The organism is Ramlibacter sp. Leaf400 (genome assembly GCF_001424545.1).
Classification (GTDB): domain Bacteria; phylum Pseudomonadota; class Gammaproteobacteria; order Burkholderiales; family Burkholderiaceae_C; genus Ramlibacter.
Window position 1 is genome coordinate 1 of sequence record NZ_LMQL01000003.1, and the last position, 22,475, is coordinate 22,475.

The 22,475-nt window shown below is 71.8% G+C and carries 19 protein-coding genes; 11 read left to right on the forward strand and 8 right to left on the reverse strand.

Annotated features, from left to right (window positions below):
- Positions 1-295: 295 nt before the first annotated feature.
- Positions 296-1,477 carry an acetyl-CoA C-acetyltransferase gene (locus ASG30_RS02835; protein ID WP_055892350.1) on the reverse strand — a complete coding sequence of 394 codons (1,182 nt, stop codon included), beginning with the start codon at positions 1,475-1,477 and terminating at the stop codon, positions 296-298.
- A 77-nt stretch (positions 1,478-1,554) separates the two neighbouring features.
- Here ASG30_RS02835 and ASG30_RS02840 point away from each other — a divergent pair, with 77 nt between their 5' ends.
- A complete protein-coding gene (locus ASG30_RS02840) occupies positions 1,555-2,223 on the forward strand; it encodes a glutathione S-transferase family protein (RefSeq protein ID WP_055892353.1) in 669 nt (222 codons plus the stop codon).
- A gap of 71 nt (positions 2,224-2,294) precedes the next feature.
- Complete coding sequence (locus tag ASG30_RS02845; RefSeq protein WP_055892356.1) at positions 2,295-2,954, forward strand: NUDIX hydrolase; 660 nt, start codon at positions 2,295-2,297, stop codon at positions 2,952-2,954.
- Between the two features lie 4 nt (positions 2,955-2,958).
- Here ASG30_RS02845 and ASG30_RS02850 read toward each other — a convergent pair whose 3' ends face one another.
- The 4 genes from ASG30_RS02850 to ASG30_RS02865 all read right to left on the reverse strand — a co-directional run bounded on the left by ASG30_RS02850 (position 2,959) and on the right by ASG30_RS02865 (position 10,081).
- Positions 2,959-3,933, reverse strand: coding sequence for an NAD(P)H-dependent flavin oxidoreductase (locus ASG30_RS02850; protein ID WP_055892360.1), 975 nt, complete (start codon positions 3,931-3,933; stop codon positions 2,959-2,961).
- A gap of 131 nt (positions 3,934-4,064) precedes the next feature.
- Positions 4,065-5,258 (reverse strand): DUF4382 domain-containing protein, encoded by a 1,194-nt coding sequence (locus ASG30_RS02855; RefSeq protein ID WP_055892363.1) that lies wholly within the window; start codon positions 5,256-5,258, stop codon positions 4,065-4,067.
- A gap of 157 nt (positions 5,259-5,415) precedes the next feature.
- A complete protein-coding gene (gene fdhF / locus ASG30_RS02860) occupies positions 5,416-8,283 on the reverse strand; it encodes a formate dehydrogenase subunit alpha (protein WP_442965657.1) in 2,868 nt (955 codons plus the stop codon).
- Complete coding sequence (locus ASG30_RS02865; protein ID WP_055892368.1) at positions 8,270-10,081, reverse strand: NADH-ubiquinone oxidoreductase-F iron-sulfur binding region domain-containing protein; 1,812 nt, start codon at positions 10,079-10,081, stop codon at positions 8,270-8,272. The genes fdhF and ASG30_RS02865 overlap by 14 nt, the downstream gene beginning before the upstream one ends.
- Before the next feature lie 62 nt (positions 10,082-10,143).
- Between ASG30_RS02865 and ASG30_RS02870 the strand changes: the two genes are divergently transcribed.
- The 4 genes from ASG30_RS02870 (at position 10,144) to ASG30_RS02885 (ending at position 12,951) form a co-directional block, all read left to right on the forward strand.
- Positions 10,144-11,754: a sensor histidine kinase gene (locus tag ASG30_RS02870; RefSeq protein ID WP_055892371.1), complete on the forward strand. Its 1,611-nt coding sequence runs from the start codon at positions 10,144-10,146 to the stop codon at positions 11,752-11,754.
- 66 nt (positions 11,755-11,820) lie between these two features.
- The gene (locus ASG30_RS02875; protein WP_055892374.1) at positions 11,821-12,204 is read left to right on the forward strand and encodes a hypothetical protein; all 384 of its coding nucleotides are present in this window, start codon (positions 11,821-11,823) and stop codon (positions 12,202-12,204) included.
- Positions 12,205-12,302: 98 nt separating this feature from the next.
- Positions 12,303-12,554: a hypothetical protein gene (locus tag ASG30_RS02880; RefSeq protein ID WP_055892376.1), complete on the forward strand. Its 252-nt coding sequence runs from the start codon at positions 12,303-12,305 to the stop codon at positions 12,552-12,554.
- A gap of 4 nt (positions 12,555-12,558) precedes the next feature.
- Positions 12,559-12,951 carry a hypothetical protein gene (locus ASG30_RS02885; RefSeq protein ID WP_055892379.1) on the forward strand — a complete coding sequence of 131 codons (393 nt, stop codon included), beginning with the start codon at positions 12,559-12,561 and terminating at the stop codon, positions 12,949-12,951.
- 3 nt (positions 12,952-12,954) lie between these two features.
- On the opposite strand, the gene ASG30_RS02890 is transcribed toward ASG30_RS02885, so the two are convergent.
- Positions 12,955-13,674, reverse strand: coding sequence for a Crp/Fnr family transcriptional regulator (locus ASG30_RS02890; RefSeq protein WP_055892382.1), 720 nt, complete (start codon positions 13,672-13,674; stop codon positions 12,955-12,957).
- Between the two features lie 163 nt (positions 13,675-13,837).
- Here ASG30_RS02890 and ASG30_RS02895 point away from each other — a divergent pair, with 163 nt between their 5' ends.
- On the forward strand, positions 13,838-14,650 hold the full coding sequence (locus ASG30_RS02895; RefSeq protein WP_055892386.1) for a sensor histidine kinase: 813 nt from the start codon (positions 13,838-13,840) through the stop codon (positions 14,648-14,650).
- On the opposite strand, the gene ASG30_RS02900 is transcribed toward ASG30_RS02895, so the two are convergent.
- Together ASG30_RS02900 and hisC are read right to left on the reverse strand one after the other, a co-directional pair.
- Positions 14,637-15,590 carry a Bug family tripartite tricarboxylate transporter substrate binding protein gene (locus ASG30_RS02900; RefSeq protein ID WP_055892389.1) on the reverse strand — a complete coding sequence of 318 codons (954 nt, stop codon included), beginning with the start codon at positions 15,588-15,590 and terminating at the stop codon, positions 14,637-14,639. The genes ASG30_RS02895 and ASG30_RS02900 overlap by 14 nt on opposite strands.
- A 32-nt stretch (positions 15,591-15,622) precedes the next feature.
- Positions 15,623-16,639 (reverse strand): histidinol-phosphate transaminase, encoded by a 1,017-nt coding sequence (hisC, locus tag ASG30_RS02905; protein ID WP_055892392.1) that lies wholly within the window; start codon positions 16,637-16,639, stop codon positions 15,623-15,625.
- 169 nt (positions 16,640-16,808) lie between these two features.
- On the opposite strand from hisC, the gene ASG30_RS02910 reads away from it, so the two are divergent.
- The 4 genes from ASG30_RS02910 (at position 16,809) to ASG30_RS02925 (ending at position 22,473) form a co-directional block, all read left to right on the forward strand.
- The gene (locus ASG30_RS02910; RefSeq protein ID WP_055892394.1) at positions 16,809-17,219 is read left to right on the forward strand and encodes a PaaI family thioesterase; all 411 of its coding nucleotides are present in this window, start codon (positions 16,809-16,811) and stop codon (positions 17,217-17,219) included.
- A gap of 284 nt (positions 17,220-17,503) precedes the next feature.
- The gene (locus tag ASG30_RS02915) at positions 17,504-18,628 is read left to right on the forward strand and encodes a hypothetical protein (protein WP_055892397.1); all 1,125 of its coding nucleotides are present in this window, start codon (positions 17,504-17,506) and stop codon (positions 18,626-18,628) included.
- 277 nt (positions 18,629-18,905) lie between these two features.
- The gene (locus ASG30_RS02920) at positions 18,906-20,648 is read left to right on the forward strand and encodes an ABC transporter ATP-binding protein (protein ID WP_055892400.1); all 1,743 of its coding nucleotides are present in this window, start codon (positions 18,906-18,908) and stop codon (positions 20,646-20,648) included.
- Complete coding sequence (locus ASG30_RS02925; protein ID WP_082521856.1) at positions 20,638-22,473, forward strand: ABC transporter ATP-binding protein; 1,836 nt, start codon at positions 20,638-20,640, stop codon at positions 22,471-22,473. Before ASG30_RS02920 ends, ASG30_RS02925 begins: the two co-directional genes overlap by 11 nt.
- Positions 22,474-22,475 lie beyond the last annotated feature (2 nt).

Here is a 22,475-nt window from a genome sequence, read left to right on the forward strand (position 1 = left end):
TCCAGCGGCAGGGGGTCCCCGGCGGGGGGCGATTTCTGTGCCGAGCGTCGCGCAGTGGTGCGGGCCCTGCGAGCCCGCGGCAAGCGGGCGCAGCTCGTTGATGAACAACTGACTCGCGGAAACTGTCTGAACGGAGCGCTGCATCGCAGCGCGCAGTGAGTTTTTTCCGCGAGGGCCCGCACCACTCAAGCGATGCGCGCAGCAATGCGAAGCGTCAGCGAGCTCGGAGAGGCACAGCATGAGCCCCCCGCCGGGGACCCCCTGCCGCAGGCCACGAACAGTCGATCAGTCCTGATTAACTCAAAGCCTCAACAATCGTCACATTCGCCATCCCCCCGCCCTCACACATCGTCTGCAACCCCCACCGCCCCTTGCGCTGCTGCAGCACATTCAAAAGCGTCGTCATCAGCTTCGCCCCCGACGCCCCCAGCGGATGACCGAGCGCGATCGCCCCCCCATTCACGTTCAACCGCGCCGGATCCGCCCCCAGCACCTGCAACCACGCCAGCGGCACCGGCGCGAAAGCCTCGTTGACCTCGTACGCATCGATGTCCTCGATCTTCATCCCCGCCTTGCGCAGCGCCGCCTGCGTCGCCGGGATCGGCGCCTCCAGCATCACGACGGGGTCGTGCCCCATCACCGACAGGTGGTGGATGCGCGCCAGCGGCTTGAGGTTGAAGGTCTTCAGCGCCTTCTCGCTGACCACCATCACGCCCGCCGCCCCGTCGCACAGCTGGCTGGCGCTGGCCGCCGTGATCACGCCATCGGGCTGCAGCAGCTTCACGCCGGCGATGCCTTCCAGCGAGGCATCGAACCGGATGCCCTCGTCGACGGTGTGCAGCTGGTCGGACACGGCCTCGCCCTGCTTCCACGCCCGCACCGGCAGGATCTCGGCATCGAAGCGACCGCCCTCCGCCGCGGCCTTGGCGCGCCGATGGCTCTCCAGCGCGTAGGCATCGAGCTGCTCCTTCTTCTGCCCGTACTTGCGCGCGATCATCTCCGCGCCCATGAACTGGCTGAACTCCACGCCCGGGTAGCGCTGCTGGATCTTCGGGCTCATGTAGAAGCCCAGGCCGTTCTTGCGCGGCAGTTCGCTGGAGGTGAACATGGGCACGCGCGTCATGCTCTCCACGCCGGCGGCGATCACCACGTCCTGCGTGCCCGACATCACCGCCTGCGCCGCGAACTGCAGCGCCTGCTGCGACGAGCCGCACTGGCGGTCCATCGACGTGCCCGGCACCGACTCGGGCAGCTTCGAGGCCAGCACCGCGTTGCGCGCCACGTTGGTGGACTGCTCGCCCACCTGGCTCACGCAGCCCATCAGCACGTCTTCCACCGCCGCGGGATCGATGCCGGTGCGGTCCACCAGCGCATCGAGCACCTCGGCGGCAAGGTCCACGGGATGCCACCCGGACAGGCGGCCGTTGCGGCGGCCGCCGGCCGTGCGGGTGGCGGCGACGATGAAGGCTTCGGGCATGGCAGTCTCCTGGTTTCGAATCGCTGATTCTGCCGCGCCAGGACGGCGGCTATGCTCGCGCTGGAGACACCGCCACGATGACCACCCTGCACCACTGCGTCAGCGCCCGCTCGTTCCGCCCCCTGTGGACCCTGGAGGAGCTCGGCGTCCCATACGACCTTCGCATGCTGCCCTTCCCCCCGCGCGTGCACGCCAAGACCTACCTGCAAGACAACCCGCTGGGCACCATCCCGCTGCTGGTGGACGGCGACACGCGCATGACGGAATCGGCCGCCATCTGCCAGTACCTGTGCGCGCGCCATGCGCCCACGCCGCTGCAGGTCGAACCGACCGAGCCGGACTTCGGCGCCTGGCTGAACTACCTGCATTTCGGCGAGGCCACGCTGACCTTCCCCCAGACGCTGGTGCTGCGCTATTCGCGCTTCGAGCCCGAGGACCGGCGCCAGCCCCAGGTGGCACAGGACTACGCCCGGTGGTTCCTGGCGCGCCTGCGCGGCGTGGAGGCGCGGCTGGCCGGGCGCGAGCACCTGGCCGCGGGGCGCTTCACCATCGCCGACGTGTCGGTGGGCTATGCCCTGCTGCTGGCCAGCCTGCTCGACCTGTCGCCGCAGTTCCCGGACAACGTGCGCGCGTACTGGGCGCGGCTGCAGGAGCGCGAAGGCTTCCAGCGGGCGATGCGCGCGCAGGACGAAGCGGCGCGCGCACAAGGCGTCTCGACGTTGCCGCCGACCGCCGCCTCGGCCTAGGCGAATGTCGTTGTGGCGATTCCGCACGGCCGGGCCGGGGACGCGGCGGCGCCCGGCGACAATGGCCCCGGATGGAGCTGAACGAGTCGTTGCGTGAGTCGGTGCGCGAGAGCCTGAGGGCTTTCGACGTCCGTCGCTCGCCGCCTTCCGCCCACCACGCCGCCGCCGTGGTCGTCGCACTGGTCGAGGAAGGATTGGGCGCCGTCGTCGACGGACTCTCCGCGCCCGCCACCTGGAGCCGCGAGGCCGCCCTGCTGCTCACCCGCCGCGCCGCCCACATGAACCGCCACTCGGGCCAGTGGGCCCTGCCCGGCGGGCGCATCGACGAGGGCGAAACCCCGGAAGCCGCCGCGCTTCGCGAGTTGCACGAAGAAGTCGGCCTTCGGCTCGAACCGGCCGAGGTGCTGGGCCGGCTGGACGACTACGTCACGCATTCCGGCTTCGTCATCACGCCCGTGGTGGTGTGGGCCGGCACGGCCGCGGAACTGGCGCCCAACCCGGCCGAGGTCGCCAGCATCCACCGCATCCGCGTGCGCGAGTTCATGCGCGAAGACGCGCCGCTGCTCGAACCGTCCGAGGACCCCGGCCGCCAGATCCTGCGCATGCCGGTGGGCCGCCACTGGATCGCCGCGCCGACGGCGGCGGTGATCTACCAGTTCCGCGAGCTGTGCATCGCCGGCCGCGCCACGCGGGTGGCGCATTTCGACCAGCCGGTGTTCGCCAGGCGCTGAGTCCTCAGATCACCATGCCGGGCAGGCGCTTGGTGATCAGCGCGCGGGCCTCGGCCATGATGCGTTCGATCAGTTCCGCGCAGGTCGGCACGTCGCGGATCAGGCCGGCCACCATGCCGCAGGACCAGACGCCGGCATCCATCTCGCCCTGCTGCATGATCCTCGGGTAGACGCCCGCGACCTCGCCGAGGATGTCGTTGAAGGTGACGGCCGCGCCCAGGGCCTTCTCCTTTTCCAGCAGCCGCTCGGTGGCCGCGTTGTTCAGCACCCGCTCGGTGTTGCGCAGCGGGCGCATCACCAGGCGCGTGTCCAGTTCGCTCGCGGCGACCAGGGCGTCCTTGACGTTCTGGTGGATCGGCGCTTCCTTCGTGGCCATGAAGCGGGTGCCCATGTTCATGCCTTCGGCGCCCAGCGCGAGCGCCGCCACCAGCGAGCGGCCGTCGGCCATGCCGCCCGAGGCGACGAAAGGGATCTTCAGTTCCTCGGCCGCGCGCGGCAGCAGGATGAAGTTGGGGATGTCGTCCTCGCCGGGATGGCCGCCGCATTCGAAGCCGTCCACGCTCACCGCGTCGCAGCCGATCGATTCGGCCTTGAGCGCATGGCGCACCGAGGTGCACTTGTGGATCACCTTGATGCCGGCTTCCTGGAGCGCGGGCAGCCATTTCTGCGGGTTGTTGCCGGCGGTCTCGACGATCTTCACGCCGCCTTCGACGATGGCCTTCACGTACCCCGGGTAGTCCGGCGGCTTGACCGCGGGCAGGAAGGTGAGGTTCACGCCGAAGGGCTTGTCCGTCATCGCCCGGCAGCGGGCGATCTCGCGCGCCAGGTCCTCGGGCGTGCGCTGCGTGAGGCCGGTGATGATGCCCAGGCCGCCCGCGTTGGACACGGCCGCCGCCAGCTCGGCGAAGCCGACGAAATGCATGCCGCCCTGGATGATCGGGTAACGGATGCCGAACAGCTCGGTGATCCTCGTCTTCATCTGCGCTCCTTGGGTAGGGCACCGCCCGCGCGTGCCGCGGCCCAATGTAGCAAAGCGCCGCCGCGCAGGCTTGTCACCTGCGCGGCGGCGCTTTTTCGTTTTCAGGCGCGTTTCAGGCGCCTGTCACGGCCTCAGGGCGCGAACTCGAGGTCGACGACCTGGTTCGCGGTCGAGACGTCCGCATCCCGGGAGACGTCGACCCTGTCCGGCGCACTCGCCTTCAGGCGGTACTTGCCGGCCACGGCGCTGTCGGGCGCGAAGCTCAGCGTGCCGGTGGCCGCATACGGCGCCTTCACAGGCGCGTCGGCGGGCAGCTTCAGGGTGTAGGTGGCATTGGTCGCGTCCACCGGGGTGCTGGCCACCTCGATGGTCGGGCCGCCGGTCAGCGCCTGGCTCGCACGAACCTGCGCGTCCAGCACCAGCGTGGCCGTTCCGCTGCCCACCGACGCCGTGCCCGTCACGTCACGCACGGTGGAGACCGGCGGCAGGATGGCGGTCGAGGTGCCGTTGACCACCGTCGTCGTGGCCGTGACCGGCACGCTGGTGACCACCGCCGTGCTGCGGCCTTCGGAGGCGATCACCACGTCGTAGCTGCCGGCCGGCAGGAACGGGAGCACGAACTTGCCGGTGGCGTCGGGCACCGTGGAGCGCAGCACCACGCCGCCCTGCTGGGCCGACACGCGGGTGCCGTTGAGCGTCAGCGTGGTCGACACGTAGCCCTGGATGCCGGTGTTCACGCGCTCGGCCACGCGGATGACCGGCTTGAGGTTGTAGGCGCCCGTGCCGCCCGCCGTCACCACGGAGCTGCAGGCGTCGAAGTCGAGCACCAGGTCGGCCAGGCCGCCGGCCGCGACTTCGAACTTGGTCTTGAGCTTGAGCCCGCTCTGCTGCGCGCTGGGCGTGCGCAGCGGCACGAGTGCGGAGCCGGTGGGCTGTACCGCATTGGCCAGGGGCGTGGCGCCACCGTTCTCGGAGAGCACCAGGCGGACCTGGTTGTAGCTGCCGGCCGGAAGCGTGGTCTGGCCCAGTTCCTCCAGCACGCCGTTGGTGAGCTCCAGCAGGTCCAGGCGCTTGGGCTGCGCCAGGACGATCTCCTCCCAGCCGGCTTCGCCGTCGCCCGCGCTGTCGCTCTTGTGCACCCGCACCTTCTCGACGGTGACATACACGTGGTCGTAGCCGCAGCTGGGCGCATCGGTCAGGGCCATGCGCAGGCTGCCCTGCGCGACGGTGCTGTCACCACCCCCGCCGCCGCCACAGGCGGCCAGCAGGCCCGCCGTGATCGCCGCCATCGCGCCGGTCAGGCGCAGTCCCTTCTTCGTTTGCATGCCATCTCCTCTCGTTAAGGAGCGGCGATGCTCTACGGTAGACACGGATGGGCTTGCGTCCATCCGTAACAAAAGCATCCCGAAGCAGCGGCGGGACGGGTTGGGTAACGTTCGGTTTCGACTGCCTGTGATCTTTTCCCAACCCCAACCACCGGTCTCACGGCTGCACCCGCGCCTGCGGGGCGCCGGTTCCGTAGCCGGCGGGCAGGCGTGGCGAGCCACCGGGGACCACCTTCACCGCGCAGTACTTGAACTCCGGGATCTTGCCGAAGGGATCGAGCGCCGGATTGGTCATCAGGTTGGCCGCAGCCTCGTAGTACGCGAACGGGATGAACACCGCGCCACCCGGCGTGCCGTCGTCGCGGCGCACGTGCAGCGCGACTTCGCCGCGCCGCGATCGCACTGTGGCCACGTCGCCCGGCTGCAGGCCCAGGCGGCGCAGGTCCTCCCCGTTCATGGAGACGGTGGCCATGGGCTCCAGCGCATCGAGCACCGCCGCCCGCCGCGTCATGCTGCCGGTGTGCCAGTGCTCCAGCTGGCGGCCGGTGATCAGCACGAAGGGGAAGTCGGCATCGGGCCGCTCGTCGGCCGGGATGATGTCGGCCGGCACCAGCTTCACGCGGCCGTCGGGCGTGGGGAAGCGGTCGGCGAAGACGATGGGCTGGCCGGGGTCGTCCTCCGCCAGGCAAGGGTAGGTGACGCTGGATTCGCGCTCCAGCCGCTCCCAGGAGATCCCGGCAATGACCGCGTGCATGGCCTGCCGCATCTCCTCGTACACCGCGGCCACGCCGCACTCCTCGCCTTCATAGCGCCAGTCCAGGCCCATGCGCCGGGCGATCTCCTGGATGATCCACAGGTCCGGCCGGGCGTCGCCGGGCGGGTCGATGGCGCGACGGCCCAGTTGCACCATGCGGTCGGTGTTGCTCACCGTGCCGGTCTTTTCCGGCCAGGCCGAGGCGGGCAGCACCACGTCGGCCAGCCAGGCCGTCTCGGTCATGAAGATGTCCTGCACCACCAGGTGCGAGAGGCTGGCGAGCGCCTCGCGGGCGTGGTTCAGGTCCGGGTCGCTCATCGCGGGGTTCTCGCCCATGACGTACATGCCGCGTATCTTGTGCGGGTCGGCGTCGTCGGCCAGGACCTTGTCCATGATCTCCACCACCGTGTAGCCGGGGCGGGCGTCCAGCGGCGTGTCCCAGAACTTCTCGAACCAGGCGCGGGCCTGCGGGTCGTCCACGCGCTGGTAGTTGGGCAGCATCATCGGGATCAGCCCGGCGTCGCTGGCGCCCTGCACGTTGTTCTGGCCGCGCAGCGGATGCAGGCCGCTGCCGGGCTTGCCGATCTGGCCGGCGACGCCGGCCAGCGCGATCAGGCAGCGCGCGTTGTCGGTGCCGTGCACGTGCTGGCTCACGCCCATGCCCCACAGGATCATCGCGGCCTTGGCCCTGGCGTAGGCGCGCGCCACCTCGCGCAGCGTCTGCGCCGGAACGCCGCAGACCGGCGCCATCGCCTCCGGGCTGTAGCCGCGCACGTTCTCGCGCAGCGCCTCGAAGTTGCTGGCGCGCTCGCGCACGAAGGCCTCGTCGGCCAGCCCTTCCTCGAGGATGGTGTGGATCAGCGCGTTGAGCACGGCCACGTCGGTGTCGGGCTTGAACTGCAGCACGCGCCAGGCATGGCGGCCCAGGTCGGTGACGCGCGGGTCGGCCAGCACGATCTTCGTGCCGCGCTGGGCCGCGTTCTTCATCCAGGTGGCGGCGACCGGGTGGTTGCCGGTGGGGTTGGAGCCGATCACCAGGATCAGCTCGGCCTGCGCCACGTCGTTGACCTGGTTGCTGACCGCGCCGGAGCCCACGCCTTCCAGCAGCGCCGCCACGCTGGAGGCATGGCACAGGCGCGTGCAGTGGTCGACGTTGTTGCTTCGGAAGCCCGTGCGAACCAGCTTCTGGAACAGGTAGGCCTCCTCGTTGCTGCCCTTGGCCGAGCCGAAGCCGGCCAGCGCCTTGGGGCCGTGGGCGTCACGCAGGCGGGCCAGGCCGCCGGCGGCGAGGTCCAGCGCTTCTTCCCAGCTGGCCTCGCGGAACACCGCCTGCCAGTTCGCCGGGTCGGGCGCCTGCGACGGGTCCTTGGGGACGCCGGGCTTGCGCACCAGCGGTTTGGTCAGGCGCTGCTCGTGGTGCACGTAGTCGTGGCCGAAGCGGCCCTTGACGCACAGGCGGCCGTGGTTGGCCGGGCCGTCGCGGCCGTCGACGCTGACAATCTTCTCGTCGCGAACGTTGTAGGTGACCAGGCACCCCACGCCGCAGAACGGGCAGACCGAATCCACCTTGCGGTCCACCGCCTGGGAGCCGATCATGGTCTTGGGCATCAGCGCGCCGGTGGGACAGGCCTGCACGCATTCGCCGCAGGCCACGCAGGTGCTCTCGCCCATGGGATCGTCGAGGTCGAACACGATCTTGCTGTCCAGGCCCCGGCGGGCGTAGCCGATGACGTCGTTGACCTGTTCCTCGCGGCAGGCGCGCACGCAGCGCGTGCACTGGATGCAGGCGTCAAGGTTGACCGCCATCGCGGGATGGGAGAGGTCCGGCAGCGGGAGATCGCGACGCAGGGCGGTGAGTTCGGGGCGGGGGGTGATGCCCAGGCGCGCCGCCCACAGGGAGAGTTCGCCGTGCTGGCCGGCGTCGGGAGCACCCCCGTCCCCGTCGTTCCACTTGTACCCCCGCTCCGGCAGGTCCGCCAGCAGCATCTCGACCACCATGCGCTGGCTCTTTCGCGCGCGTTCGCTCACGGCCTTCACGTCCATCCCCGGCGTGACCGCGCGGCAGCAACTGGGCGCCAGCACGCGCTCGCCCGCCACCTCGACCACGCACGCACGGCAGTTGCCGTCCGGCCGCAGTCCTTCCTTGAAGCACAGGTGCGGGATGTCCACGCCGACGCGGCGCGCCGCCTGCAGGATGGTCTCGCCCTTCAGGGCCTGCACCTTCACGCCGTCGAGCGTGAAGTCCACCAGGGGCATGTCAGGAGATTTCATGCGGGAAGTACTGCTGCACGCAGCGGATCGGGTTGGGGGCGGCCTGGCCCAGGCCGCAGATGGAAGCGTCGGCCATCACCTGCGCCAGGTCTTCCAGCGTCGAGGCGTCCCAGGCGGGCGCCTGCATCAGCGTGGCCGCCTTGGCGGTGCCGACGCGGCAGGGCGTGCACTGGCCGCAGCTCTCGTGTTCGAAGAAGCGCATCACGTTGAGCGCCGCGTCGCGGGCGCGGTCGCGGTGGCCCAGCACGATCACGGCGGCCGAGCCGATGAAGCAGCCGTGCGGCTGCAGCGTGTCGAAGTCCAGCGGCAGGTCGGCCAGCGACGCCGGCAGGATGCCGCCCGACGCACCGCCCGGCAGGTAGGCATGAAGCTCGTGGCCCTCCTGCATGCCGCCGCAGTATTCGTCGACCAGCTCGCGCAGCGTGATCCCGGCCGGCGCCAGCTTGACGCCCGGCTCCTTCACCCGCCCGCTGACGCTGAACGATCGCAGTCCGCTGCGTCCGTTGCGGCCGAAGGAAGCGAACCACCGGGGCCCGCGCTCGACGATGTCGCGCACCCAGTACAGGGTCTCGAAGTTGTGTTCCAGCGTGGGCCGGCCGAACAGGCCGACCTGGGCGATGTAGGGCGGCCGCATGCGCGGTTCGCCGCGCTTTCCCTCGATGCTCTCGATCATCGCGGACTCCTCGCCGCAGATGTAGGCGCCGGCCCCGCGCCGCAGTTCGATGCGCGGCAGCGGGCACGGCGGGTCGGCCGCCAGCCGCACGAGTTCTTGCTCCAGCAGCGCGCGGGCGTCGTGGTACTCGTCGCGAAGGTAGATGTAGACCGCCTCGGTGCCCACCACCTGGGCGGCCACCAGCAGGCCTTCCAGGAAGCGGTGCGGATCGCGCTCGAGGTAGGTGCGGTCCTTGAACGTGCCGGGTTCGCCCTCGTCGATGTTGACCGCGAAGAGCCGCGGCGCCGGCTGCTCGCGCACGATGCGCCACTTGCGTCCGGCCGGAAAGCCCGCGCCGCCCAGGCCGCGCAGGCCCGAATCCTCCATCGCCCGCAGCACCGCCTCGGCGTCGAGCCGGCCGGCGGCCAGGGCCGCGGGCAGCGCGTAGCCGCCGGCCGCGCGGTAGGCCGCGTAGTCGGTGCAGGCGGGGATCGCCTCGGCCTGATCGCGCGGCGGCGACACGCTGCGCCCGGCGAGATCGGCGGGCTCGAACGGAACCACCGCCGTCGGCGCCGGAGCCGACGCGCCACCCCCGCCGCGCACGCGCTGCACCACCTTCTCCACGGTGGCCAGCGGCACGGCGGCCTGGTGCACGGCCACGGCCGGCGCCTGCTCGCAGCGCCCGATGCAAGGCGCGGCGATCACGCGCACCTCGGTCCCCAACAGCGCCGGCAGGCGCTCCAGCAGGTCGCGCGCACCGGCCAGCTCGCAAGGCAGCCCGTCGCACACGCGCACGGTCAGCGCCGGCACGGCCGCGTCCCGCGCCACCACTTCGAAGTGGTGATAGAAGGTCGCGACCTCGAACACCTCGGCCATCGGCACGTTCAGTTCGCGCGACAGCGCCACCAGGTGGTGTTCGCGCAGGGCGCCGAAGCGGTCGTTCAGGCGGTGCAGGTGCTCGATCAGCAGGTCGCGGCGGTGGCCCTCGGCCGGCTTGGGGCCGATGCACTCACGCACTTCGCGCAGCGCCTCGTCCTCGGGCTGGCGGCCCTTGAGCTTGCCGTGGCGGCGCAGGCGCTGCCGCAACTGATCCGCGGTGGCCAGCGGCACCGCCGCGAGGTCCGGTCGGGTCGGTGTGGGATTCATCGCCGACGATTGTCGCCGCAGACGTGCTCACCGCTGCCCGTCCGGGCGATACTCGCCCGCGCATGAAGTCCAAAGCGCGTCCGCTCCGCTCCGACTGGGCGTCCCTCGCGTTCGACGCCGGTCGCCGCTCCCAGGTCGACGACACCAACCTGCTGGTGCGCCGCGCCGCCGACCTGGGCCGGCTAGGCGCGTGGTCGTGGGACGTGGGCGCGGGCCGCGGGCACTGCACGCGCGAAGCCTGCGCCATCCTCGGCCTGCGACCGGGGTACGAGCCGCGGCCGCTGCGCGCCCTGGCCTGCTTCGTGCCCGAGCAGCGCCGGCTGCTGCAGGACGCCGTCCTCGCCTGCCTCCGCCACGGCACGCCTTTCGACCTGGAAGCGCAGGTGCTGCACGCGTCGGGCGAGCGCACCTGGGTGCGCCTCATCGGCGAGCCGCAGTGGAACGCTGGCGGCACGGTCGTGCGCATGGAAGGAGCGCTGCAGGACATCACGCCGGCAAAGCGCGTGCAGGAGGAGCTGGCCGAGAGCCGGCGCGAACTCGCCTCGCTCATGGACAACCTGCCGGGCATGGCCTACCGCTGCCTCAACGCGCCGCGCTGGCCCCTGCAGTTCGCGAGCGACCGGGCCCTGGAACTGACCGGGTACAGCGCCGCCGACCTGGTGGCCGGCCGCCCCGAGTTCGGCGACCTGCTCCACCCCGATGACGCGCAGCGCGTCTGGTCCAAGGTGCAGGAGGCGGTGCGGCAGCACACGCGCTTCAACATCACCTACCGCATCCGCTGCCGCGACGGCGGCGAGAAGTGGGTGTGGGAGCAGGGCGCCGGCGTGTTCGACGAGAACGGCACGCTGCGCTTCGTCGAGGGCCTGGTGCTGGACGTGAGCTTCGCCAAGCGCGTCGAGGCGCAGCTCAATGCCCTCAACCAGACGCTGGAGGACCGGGTGCGCGAGCGCACCGCCCAGCTGGAGGCGGCCAACGCGGAGCTGGAGGCCTTCGCGTATTCGATCGCGCACGACCTGCGCGCGCCGATGACGGCGATGGCCGGCTTCGCGCGCGTGCTGCAGGAATCGATGCCGGACCTGGAGGGGCGCAGCGCGCACTACCTGCAGCGCATCCTTGGCAACGTCGCGCGCATGAGCGAGATGACCGACGCGCTGCTCTCGCTGGCGCGGCTGTCGGGCGTCGGCATCCACACCGAGGCGGTCGACATCGGCGCACTGGCCGCGCGGGCGGTGGCCCAGCTGCAGGAGCAGGAGCCGCACCGCTCGGTCGTCCTCACCCTCCAGCCGGACCTGCTCGCGCTGGGCGACGAGCGCCTGCTGGCGCAGGTGCTGGCCAACCTGGTCGGCAATGCCTGGAAGTTCTCGCGCACGCGCGAGGTGGTCACCCTCGAGGTCGGCAGCACGGGCGTGCAGGACGGCCGGCGCGCCTTCTTCGTGCGCGACCAGGGCGTGGGCTTCGACATGGCGCATGCAGGCAACCTGTTCGGCGCGTTCCGGCGCCTGCACGGCGCCGGCGAGTTCGAAGGCACGGGCATCGGCCTGGCGCTGGTGCGCAAGATCGTCGACCGGCACGGCGGCCGGGTATGGGCGCAATCGCGGCCGGAGGGTGGCGCGACCTTCCACTTCACCCTGCCGGCCGGCGGGGTCGATGCCCCGCCCGGCGACCCGGGTTAGCGACATCCGGGCGCCGCTCGCCCGCGTATCCGGTGAACCTCCAAACCCTTTGTGAAAGGAACCGCGATGTCCACCTTCCTCCGCCTTCCCTCTGCCGTCGCCATCGCCCTGCTCGCCGCAGCCCCGCTGGGCGCAAGCGCCCAGCAAGGCCGCATCACCGAGGGCAGCACCGGCGTCATCGGCGTCACCGACTCGGCCGGCACGCCGCGGCAGCACGCGGCCCGCATGCGTTCCACCACCCCGGCCACCAGCGGCACGCCCATCACCGCGGGCGAAGCCTCGACGGTGGTGCGGGGCCAGCCGAACCGCGATCCGTTCGCGCCGGGCAACAGCACGGCCGCGCCGGACACGCGCACGATGGGCGCCTCGGGCATGCCGGCCGAGCGGCGCGCGGGCATGCGCAGCGGCGCGCCCGCCTGGCCGCATCCGATGTGGGGCACGCCCGACTGACGCGGCCCGGCAGACCACCCGCTTGAAGGCGGCGCGCGACGCGTCGCCATCGGCGGGTGCCTACACCGGCGATGCCGCGGCGCGCTTAGGGTGCGCCCATGGAAACACTCGAAGTCCTCGAGCGTGTTCAGGGCATCGCCGATTCGGTGCACAAGGCCCAGCCCTCGCGGGCGCTCTGGAAGCTGGTGGCCCGCGAACCGTCGGGCCGCGACTCCCGCGAGCTCCCGCTGGCGAGCTACCGTGCCGGGCGCACGCTGGCCCTGGAGCTGAGCGAACTCGGCCTGATGGTGTCCGTCGTGGACCCGGACCAGCGCGTGCGGCTTAGCATCTGGCCACCACGACTGGAATGAAGCCATGGCCCTGCCCCACGCCCAACTGTTCGAAACGATCAACGTCGCGCCGCTCGGCGAGGCGCTCTCGCAGACGGTGAGCACCAGCCTGATCAAGACCGACCGGCTGCAGCTGCTGCACATGGTGCTGCGCGCCCACCAGGACCAGCCCGAGCACCACGTGAGCGAGGAATGCACCATCCACTGCCTGGAAGGCGACGTGGAGGTGGTCACGCCCGGCGGCAGCCGCCACCTGCGCGGGGGCCAGCTCGTGGTGCTGCCCGCGGGCCAGAAGCATTCGCTGCGGGCGCGCACCGACTGCGCGGTGCTGGTCACGCTGCTGCTGCGAAACGGTGATGCGGGCCAGGGCGGCGGTGCGGGCTCCCGCACCCTCGACGGCGAGCTGCCGAAGCGCTGAGGATCAGCGGCTGAAGTTGGTGGCCAGCACGCGCAGGCGCACGTAGCAGCCGCAGGCCTGGCGCTCCAGGCCGGCGCGGTCGAGCACGCGGATGTGGCCGCGCGAATAGCGCACGTAGCCCTTCTCCTGGATGCGCATGGCCGCCTGGCTGACGGTCTCGCGGCGCACGCCGAGCAGGCGCGCGATGAGGTCGTGCGTCATCACCAGTTCGGCCGCGGGGCTGCGGTCGAGCACCAGCAGCATCAGCGTGCACAGCTGGCGCTCGGGCGGATGGTGGCGGTTGCACATCGCGATCTGCCAGGCCTGGCTGAGCAGCACGCTGGCGTAGACCAGCAGCACCTCGCGCAGGGTGGCGTCGGCCCGGAAGGCGTCGACCAGCAGGCGTGCGCTGAGCCGGTAGGCGTGGCCGCCGGCCAGCACCAGCGCGCCGGCACCGTGCGTGCCGTTCAGGCAGGCGCCGATGCCCAGCATGCCCTCGCGGCCGATCATGCCGACCTGGATGGTGGTGCCGTCCACGTCGGTGTGGACCAGGCTCAGGACGCTGTCGATGGGGAAGTAGACGGTTCGCACCGGCTGGCCCGAGGTGGCGAGCAGGCCGCCGGCGGGCAGAAGGACTTTCTCGAAGGCATCGCCCAGGCGGCCCATCAGGTCCCGGGGGAGCTGGGCGAGCAGGCCGTTGTCCGCGCCATCTAAGCTGGACGGTATTGCCGTTTGTTCTTGCATGTCGGCCTCCCGGGGATGGGTTGCAAGGGTAGCCATTTGGATGCAGGAATCAAGCGGATTCCTTACAACACCATACAAATCCCGATTTAACAACGTGCCCCCGCGCACCGACGAGTCGGGGCAGTCAGTCTCATCCTACGTGCCCGTACTCCCGGAGAGACACATGCATTCGGACGAACAATCGACCGAAACGCTGCCCGACCCCGCCGGAGCCCAGCAGCAGCTGGGCCAGGCGTCCCGCGCCGCCCGAGAGAGCCAGCGCAAGGATCTGTTCATCGCGACCGTCGCGCATGAGCTGCGCAACATGATGGCGCCGCTGGACGCCGCGCTGGAGATCCTCGAGCAGAGCGGCAACGACCCCGAGCTGGTGGCCCGCGCCCTGCCCGTGGCGCGGCGGCAGGTGCGCCACCTGTGCCACCTGGTGGACGACCTGCTGGACGTGGGCCGCATCGTCAACGACCAGCTGGCGCTGGAGCGCACGGTCCTGGTGCTGCAGCAGATGGTCGAGGAGACCGCCACCGCCTGCGGGCCGATGTTCGCGGCGCGCCACCAGCAGCTCACGCTGCGCCTGCAACCGGCGCCGGCCAGCGTGCGCGGCGACGCGGTGCGCTGGGCCCAGATCGTCATGAACCTCCTGCACAACGCCTCCAAGTTCACGCCCGCCGGCGGCTTCGTCGAAGTGGGCCTCAAGGTCGACCCGGACGGCCGCATGGCCGAGTTGCGCGTGGCCGACAACGGCTGCGGCATCGCGCCTTCGGAGCTGGAGAACATCTTCGGGATCTTCCGCGGCACGCGCTCCCGGCCGGGCCTGGGCGTGGGGCTGGCGGTGGTGCGCCGGCTGGTGGAGCTGCACGGCGGCACCATCCACGCCGAAAGCGCCGGGCCCAACCTGGGCGCGGCCTTCATCGTGCGGGTGCCGCTTCTGCCCGACGCGCCGCCGGCCTGCCCGGCGGCGATCCGCATCACTCGGCCTTGAAGCCCGAGGCCTTGATCGGGGCCTCCCAGCGCTTCAGGTGCGCGGCCTGCGTGGCCATCAGCTCGGCCGAGGGCGCGTGGCTGGGCACCAGGCCGAAGGAGTAGATCTTTTCCTGCACCTCGGGCGCCTTGAGCGCCTCGGCCACGGCGCGGTCGATCCGCTGCACCACCTCGGCCGGCATGGCGGGGGGGCCGAACAGGCCGAAGTACGCATCCGCCGTCATGTTGATGCCGGATTCCTTGAGCGTGGGCACGTCGGGCAGCGCGCGGGTGCGCTGCTCGCCGGTGACGGCCAGGATGCGCACCTTGCCCGCCTTGTGGTGCTCCAGCGTCTCGGACGCCGTGTCCAGCATCAGCGGCACCTGGCCGCCGATCAGGTCCTGCGCCGCCGGCGCGCCGCCCTTGTACGGCACGTGCGTCATCGGCACGCCGGTGGCCTGCGCCAGCAGCTGGCCGGCAAAGTGCGGCACGGTGCCCGCGCCGGAGGTCGCGTAGTTGGCGCGCCCCGGGTTGGCCTTCATCCACGCGAGCACGGTGCGCAGGTCGCCGGGGGGCGCGGCCGGCCCGGCGGTGACGGCGAAGTCGAACACGGTCAGGCGCGAGACCGGCGTGAAGTCCTTCAGCGGGTCGTAGCCCAGGTTGGAGTACAGCCAGGGCGCGATGACCATGGCGCCGCTGGGCGAGAGCACCAGCGTCTGCCCGTCCGGGGCGGCGCGCCGGACTTCGCCCAGCACCACCCGCCCGGCGGCGCCGGGGCGGTTCTCGACGATCACGTTCTGGTTGAGCGATGCGCGCAGCTTCTCGGCCAGCAGCCGGGCGATGGTGTCGGCCGAGCCGCCCGGCGGGAAGCCCACCAGGATCTTCATCGTGCGGTCCTGCGCGAGGGCGGCCGGCAGGGCCAGCGAAGCGGCCGCGAGGGCGGCGAATTGGCGGCGTTTCATCATCGTCTCCTGGAGTCTTCTGGGATCTGGATTCAGTCGTTGGCGGGGTGCAGCGCGGCGGCCAGCGCCCGCAGCAACCGCGCATTCTGCTCGGGCAGGCCGACGCTCACGCGCAGCCAGCGAGGCAGGCCGTAGGGTTCGAGCGTGGCGACGTGGATGCCCTGGCGCGCCAGCGACGCGTGCACGCCGGCGGCGTCGCCCGCTTCCACCATCACGAAGTTGCCGGCCGACGGCAGGCTGCGCAGGCCGAGCGCGGCGAAGCCCTGCGTGAGCTGCTCGCGGCCTTCGAAATTGAGCGCGAAGCTGCGGGCCTGGTACTCGTCGTCCCCCAGCGCGGCCGCGGCGGCCGCCAGCGCCGGCGTGGTGATGTTGAAGCGCGGGCGCAGTGCATTGAGCCGCGCCACCAGTGCCGGCTGGCCCACGCCGTAGCCGACGCGCAGCCCCGCCAGCCCGTACGCCTTGGAGAAGGTGCGAGCCACCAGCAGGTTGGGAAAGCGCCGCACCCAGCCCATGCTGTCGTAGCGCTGCGCCGGCGTGAGGTACTCGGTGTAGGCCTCGTCCAGCAGCACCACCGCGTGGGCCGGCACCTGTTCGAGGAACGCCAGCAGCTCGCCGCCGCCCAGGAAGCTGCCGGTCGGGTTGTTGGGATTGGCCACGAACACCAGCCGCGTATCGGCATCGATCGCGGCCCGCATCGCGCCCAGGTCGTGGCCGAAATCGCGCGCCGCAACGACCTCGTGCCGCGCATGCGCCAGCTTCGCGGCCTGCGCGTAGACGATGAAGCCGTATTGCGAAGAGACCACCTTCTCGCCCGGCGCCACGAACGCGTGCGCCGCCAACGTGAGGATCTCGCTGGAGCCGCTGCCCAGCACGATGGCCTCGGCGTGCACGCCCAGCCGGGCCGAGAGCGCGGCGCGCAGGCGAACGCCGGCGGGGTCGGGGTAGCGGTCGGATCCCGCGAGGGCTTGCGCGGCTGCTTCGCGCGCGGCGGGCGGCATGCCCGACGGGTTCTCGTTGGCGGCCAGTTGCAGGGTTGGTGTGTCGCTCATCGGATGGCGGCGACTGTATCGCCGCCCCCCTGCCGCGGCATCGGGTCGGACCCTGCTGGACGGCCGCGGGCTTTCGTGGGACAGGGCGCGCCCGCTTGCGGTGGCGCCCCACCCTTCCTACAGTCGGCGCTCCGCTGCCGCGGCAGCGTCCTCTCGAAGGAAACCCACCATGCTCGATGCCGCCCGACTCCAGCAGCTGATCGAACCGCTGTTCCCCGGCCTCATGGGCATCCGCCTGCTCGAGGTGTCGCAGGACCGCGTGGTCGCGCAGATGCTGGTGCGGCCGGACCTGTGCACCTCGGGCGGCATCCTGCACGGCGGCGCCACCATGGCCTTCGCCGACACGCTGGGCGCGGTGGGCACCGTGGTCAACCTGCCCGAAGGCAAGATGACCACGACCACCGACTCCAGCACCAAGTTCACCGCGGGCGCGAAGGTGGGCACCACCGTGCGCGGCGAGTGCGTGGCCCTGCACCGGGGCCGCACCACCATGGTCTGGCAGACCACCCTCACCAACGACGCGGGCCGCCTGTGCGCGGTGGTCACGCAGACGCAGCTGGTGATGGACGCGCGCTCCTGAACCGCGCCGGCGCGCCCGGCTTCCCCGCGTCTCACGCCTCTCACGCCGTCCTACAGCAGAGCCACGGCACGTCCTACAGCTGAGGCAGCGGCCGCCCAGCACGATGGAATCTCATCCATCGCAAGGCAGGCATGATCTTCAGCAGTACCCCCGCCGCAGGGACGAATGCGGCGCGCAGGACCACGGGCCGGCTTTGCCTGGCGGTCCTGGCCGCCGCCCTGGCGGCTTGCGGTGGAGGTGGCAGCGATGCGGCCGGCACCGGCGCCTTCCCGACAGGAGCTTCCGTGAACGCGCAAGGACCCTCGCCCGTCGCCTCCGGTTCCTTCACCGCCGAGCCGGCGGCCGCCGTGCACCCGGCCAGCGCCGGTCGCCAGCGGCTGCTGGCCGTGGGCGCCACCGCGCCCGCCGGCCACGCGATCGCCTGGCTGTCGGAGGACGGCGTCGGCAACGCCACCGTCCAGTTGCGCCGCTTCGAAGCGCGGGGCCAGGCCCTGGGCTCGGACATCGTGGTCGGCGTGGACACGCTGGACGGCACGCCGGCCGCGGCGGTGCTGGCCGACGGCGGCATGGCCGTGGCCTCGGCCATCGCCCGGCCGCTGTCGGTGGACCAGCCCTGGATCACGCGCTCGGCCATCCGCGTGCAGCGCCTGGACGGCACCGGCCGCGAGGCCGCCGACCTGGACATCGGCGTCGTGCAGCAGAACCGCATCGGCGCGACCACCATGCGCTACGTGGCCGACCCGGCCGTGATCCGCTGGGACCACGGCGGCTTCCTGGTCGGCTGGGCGCTGGTGGAGGAAGACGCGAACGGGCGCCTGCCGCAGTTCTGGGTTCAGCGCTTCAACGGCGACGGTCAGCCGGTGGGCGCGCCTTCGATGGCGGCGCAGGGCGAATCCGATAGCGGCTTCCGTTTGACCGCCTCGCCCAACGGCGGCTGGCTGCTCACCACCACCCACCGGATCATGGGCCGCACCTTCCTGCGCCACCACCCCTTCGAAGGCGCCAGCGCGCCCACGCTGCCGGCCGGCGCGATCGGCCTGGCCGAGGACAGCCTGGTCGTGCCCCTGCAGGCGGGCGGCTCGGTACTCCTCTCGCCGGCCAAGGTGTACGGCTCCTGGCAGCTCTACGGTCCCGATGGCCGCGCCCAGGGCGGCGGCGGCGCGCTGCCCAGCGTGCCGGTGGCCGCGACGGCGCTGAGCGACGGGGGGTTCGTCGTGTTCACCGGGAGCGCGGCGCAGCTGGAGGGGCAGCGGTTCGATGCGGGCGGGCAGCCGATGGGCACGCCGTTCGCGGTCGCGGCCGGGGCGAATCTGCAGGGGGCGTCGCTCAACGATGGGAGCCTGCTGCTGGGGTGGACGGTGGACCGTGGGGCGGGGGATACGGATGTGATGGCGCAGCGGCTGCGCTGATCGCGGTCATTCGCGCGCAGAGTCCCCGTCACTCACGCGCAACCCCCTTACTCGAGCAACCCCGTCATTCCCGCGAAGGCGGGAATCCAGCGCAGCGCGCCCCCGCCGCCCGGTAAAGGCGGAAGCCCTGGATTCCCGCCTCCGCGGGAATGACGGCCCTTCTGGAATCCCGCCTCCGCGGGGATGACGACAGGGGCGCGGGAGTGACGACTCGGGCCCCTGCCTAGAATCCCCGCTTCCGCCCGCCGCCCCCACGGCCGCGGCCGGCCCCTCCCCCATGTCCCTCTACCACCTGATCGGCCAGTTCCTGCGCCGCCACTGGGTCGCCTATTCGGTGTCGGGCGTGATGCTGGTCGGCATCGCGCTGCTGCTGGTGTGGATCCCCCGGCAGGTCGGCCACGTCGTGGATGCGCTCGTGGCCGACCGCCTGACGCAGGCGCAGCTGCGCGAGGAGCTGATGTGGCTGGTCGGCGCCGGCGTGCTGGTCTACCTGCTGCGCGTGGGCTGGCGGCTGCAGCTCTACGCGGCGGCCTACCGGCTCGGGGTCGAGCTGCGCCAGCGGCTCTATGCCCGCCTGTCGCACCAGGGCCCGGCCTTCTACCAGGACCGCCGCACCGGCAACCTGATGGCGCTGGCCACCAACGACGTCGATGCGGTCGAGATGGCCGCGGGCGAAGCCATGCTGGCTGGCTTCGACGGCTCGCTCACGCTGGTGCTGGTGGTCGGGATGATGGCCCTGGGCGTCGACGCCCGCCTGGCCGCCATCGCGCTGCTGCCCTTCCCGCTGATGGCGCTGGCCTTCTGGTGGATCTCGCGCCACGTGCACGAAGCCTCGCGCCAGGCGCTGGATCGCTTCGGCTCGCTCAACGACCACGTGCAGGAAACGCTGTCCGGTGTGCGCACCGTGCGCGCGCTGGGCCTGCAGGCCCGCAGCGAGGCCCAGTTCGCCACGCTGGCCGCGGGCGCCGCGCAGGCCAGCTACGAGGCGCAGCGCTGGGAAGCCGCCTACGAGCCGGCGGTGGGCCTCACGCTGGGCGCGGCCACGGTGCTCACGCTGGGCGCCGGCGGCTGGCTGGTGTGGCAGCAGGAGCTCACCCTGGGGCAGCTCACCAGCTTCAGCCTGTACCTCGGCCAGCTGATCTGGCCGATGTTCGCGGCCGGCTGGGTGCTGGCGCTGCTGGAACGCGGCCGGGCCGCCTGGAACCGGTTGCAGCCGGTGCTGGACGCGCCGCTGACGGTCGACGACCACGGCACGATCGAACGGGTCGAACCCGGCCCGCTGGCGCTGCAGGACGTGGGCTTTCGCTATCCCGGCAGCACCCGCGACGCGCTGGACCACGTGTCGCTGCAGCTGGCGCCCGGCCGCACGCTGGGCCTGGTGGGCGCGACCGGCGCCGGCAAGACCACGCTGCTGCGGCTGCTGCTGCGCCACCATGCGCCCGACGCCGGATCGCTGCGCTGGAACGGCCAGGACCTGCAGGCCTACACGCTGGACGCGCTGCGCGCCGCCATCGCCTGGGTGCCGCAGGAGGCCTTCCTGTTCTCGGCGACCGTGGCGGAGAACATCGCGCTCGCGCGGCCGCAGGCCACGCCCGAGGAGATCGAGCACGTGGCCCGCCTGGCCGCCGTCCACGACGACATCCTGCGGCTGCCCAACGGCTACGCCACGCCGGTGGGCGAGCGCGGCGTCACCCTCTCGGGCGGGCAGCGCCAGCGCGTGGCCATCGCCCGCGCGCTGCTGGCCGACGCGCCGCTGCTGCTGCTGGACGATGCGCTGTCGGCCGTGGACACCGAGACCGAGGCGCGCATCCTGGCCCACCTGCGCGAGACCCGCGTGGGCCGCACCGTGGTGATCGCCAGCCACCGGCTGAGCGCGGTCGCCGACGCCGACCAGACCGTGGTGCTGCGCGACGGCCACCTGATCGAGCAGGGATCGCACGCCGGCCTGCTGGCCCATGGAGGCTGGTACGCGCGCCAGTGGCGCTACCAGCAACTGCAGGCGAGCCTGGATGCCAGCTGACGCCGCCGTCTCCGCCGCCGATCCCACCATGCCGCGCCCGCGCCGGGCGCTGCTGGGCGACGCCGCGTCGCTGCTGCTGCGCGCGGCTGCCCCCGAGCGGCGCCACATGCTCCAGGCCATCGGCTGGCTGCTGCTGGCGGCCGGACTGGAAGCGCTGGGCCCGCTGGCCGGCAAGTACCTGATCGACCAGTACCTGGTGCCGCGCCAGGGGCGCTGGGTCGAGATCGGCGCGCTGCTGCTCGGCGCGCTCGTGGCCGGCTGGGTCGCCAGCCTGCTGCGCTACGGCCAGATGGTGCGGCTGGCCGGCGTGGCGATGCGCGCGGTGCGGCGCGTGCGCGAGCAGGTGTACGGCCACGTGCTGCGCCTGCCGATGACGTTCTTCGACCGCGCCATCACCGGCCAGCTGGTCAGCCGCGTCACCAACGACACCGAGGCGGTCAAGACGCTCTACGTGCAGGTGCTGTTCGTGGTGCTGGACAGCCTGATCGTGCTGGCGGGCGCCACCGTCGCCATGCTGTGGCTGGACTGGCGGCTGATGCTGATCGTCGCCACCACCGCGCCGGCCGTCGCCGTGATCGTCACGCTGTACCAGCGCCTGTCCGGCCCGGCCGTGGCGCGCACGCGCGAGCTGCGCAGCGAACTCAACGCCCAGATGGCCGAGTCCATCGCCGGCATGCCGGTGCTGCAGGCCAGCAATGCCACCGAGCGGTTCCGCCAGCGCTTCGCCACGCTGAACGAGGCCCACTACGGCTCGCGCCAGGTGGAACTCAAGGCCAACGCCTGGCTGCTGCGGCCGGTGCTGGACCTGCTGAACGTGGCGATCCTGGCGGTGCTGATCTGGGTGTTCGGCCTGCGCGGCCAGGGCGGCGCGCTCGGCGCGGTGGAAGTCGGGATCCTCTACGCCTTCGTCAACTACATGTCGCGCGTGGTCGAGCCGCTGATCCAGATCACCATGCAGTTCGCGCAGCTGCAGCAGGCGCTGGTGGGGGCGGCGCGCGTGCATGCGCTGCTGAAGGAAGCCGAGGCGCCGCGGCCCGCGGGCCCCGGCCGCGTCACCGAAGGCGACATCCGCATCGAGGACCTGGACTTCGCCTACCAGCCCGGCCATCCGGTGCTGCAGGGGCTGCACCTGAACATGGCGCCCGGCAGCTTCCACGGCATCGTCGGCCACACCGGCAGCGGCAAGACCACGCTGCTGTCGCTGCTGCTGCGGTTCTACCCGGCGCCGGCGGGCGCGATCCGCATCGACGGCACGCCGGTCGAGGCCATCGCCGAAGACCACTTCCGCGACAGCATCGGGCTGGTGCCGCAAGACCCCTTCCTGCTGGCGGCCAGCGCGCGCGAGAACATCGCCATGGGCCGCGACCTGGACGACGAGGCCATCGTCGAGGCCGCGCGCGCGGCCCGCGTGCACGACTTCATCGCCGCGCTGGAGCGGGGCTACGACACGCCGCTGGGCGAAGGCGGCGCGCGCCTGTCGGTGGGCCAGAAGCAGCTGCTGGCGATCGCGCGGGCGCTGGCCGGGCGGCCGCGCATCCTGTTCCTGGACGAAGCCACGTCCCACATCGACTCGGAGACCGAGCAGGCGGTGCAGCGCGCGCTGGCCGGCCTGCGCGGGCGGGTGACGATCGTGGCCATCGCGCACCGCCTGTCCACCGTGCGGGACGCCGACCGCATCGTGGTGCTCAACCACGGCCGCATCGCCGAACGCGGCACGCACGACGAGCTGATGAACCTGCAGGACGGCCTGTACCAGCGGCTCTACCTGCTTCAGCAGTTCCAGGACGACGGGGAATCCCCCCAGGGGGACCTTCAGGACGCGTGATA

Coding starts and splice junctions, on each gene's coding strand:
- ASG30_RS02880 (WP_055892376.1), top strand. CDS start 12,303: ATGGAAACACTCGAAGTCCTCGAGCGTGTTCAGGGCATCGCCGATTCG.
- ASG30_RS02840 (WP_055892353.1), top strand. CDS start 1,555: ATGACCACCCTGCACCACTGCGTCAGCGCCCGCTCGTTCCGCCCCCTG.
- ASG30_RS02855 (WP_055892363.1), bottom strand. CDS start 5,258: ATGCAAACGAAGAAGGGACTGCGCCTGACCGGCGCGATGGCGGCGATC.
- ASG30_RS02845 (WP_055892356.1), top strand. CDS start 2,295: ATGGAGCTGAACGAGTCGTTGCGTGAGTCGGTGCGCGAGAGCCTGAGG.
- fdhF (WP_442965657.1), bottom strand. CDS start 8,283: ATGAAATCTCCTGACATGCCCCTGGTGGACTTCACGCTCGACGGCGTG.
- ASG30_RS02850 (WP_055892360.1), bottom strand. CDS start 3,933: ATGAAGACGAGGATCACCGAGCTGTTCGGCATCCGTTACCCGATCATC.
- ASG30_RS02900 (WP_055892389.1), bottom strand. CDS start 15,590: ATGAAACGCCGCCAATTCGCCGCCCTCGCGGCCGCTTCGCTGGCCCTG.
- ASG30_RS02865 (WP_055892368.1), bottom strand. CDS start 10,081: ATGAATCCCACACCGACCCGACCGGACCTCGCGGCGGTGCCGCTGGCC.
- hisC (WP_055892392.1), bottom strand. CDS start 16,639: ATGAGCGACACACCAACCCTGCAACTGGCCGCCAACGAGAACCCGTCG.
- ASG30_RS02875 (WP_055892374.1), top strand. CDS start 11,821: ATGTCCACCTTCCTCCGCCTTCCCTCTGCCGTCGCCATCGCCCTGCTC.
- ASG30_RS02870 (WP_055892371.1), top strand. CDS start 10,144: ATGAAGTCCAAAGCGCGTCCGCTCCGCTCCGACTGGGCGTCCCTCGCG.
- ASG30_RS02925 (WP_082521856.1), top strand. CDS start 20,638: ATGCCAGCTGACGCCGCCGTCTCCGCCGCCGATCCCACCATGCCGCGC.
- ASG30_RS02910 (WP_055892394.1), top strand. CDS start 16,809: ATGCTCGATGCCGCCCGACTCCAGCAGCTGATCGAACCGCTGTTCCCC.
- ASG30_RS02885 (WP_055892379.1), top strand. CDS start 12,559: ATGGCCCTGCCCCACGCCCAACTGTTCGAAACGATCAACGTCGCGCCG.
- ASG30_RS02895 (WP_055892386.1), top strand. CDS start 13,838: ATGCATTCGGACGAACAATCGACCGAAACGCTGCCCGACCCCGCCGGA.
- ASG30_RS02835 (WP_055892350.1), bottom strand. CDS start 1,477: ATGCCCGAAGCCTTCATCGTCGCCGCCACCCGCACGGCCGGCGGCCGC.
- ASG30_RS02890 (WP_055892382.1), bottom strand. CDS start 13,674: ATGCAAGAACAAACGGCAATACCGTCCAGCTTAGATGGCGCGGACAAC.
- ASG30_RS02920 (WP_055892400.1), top strand. CDS start 18,906: ATGTCCCTCTACCACCTGATCGGCCAGTTCCTGCGCCGCCACTGGGTC.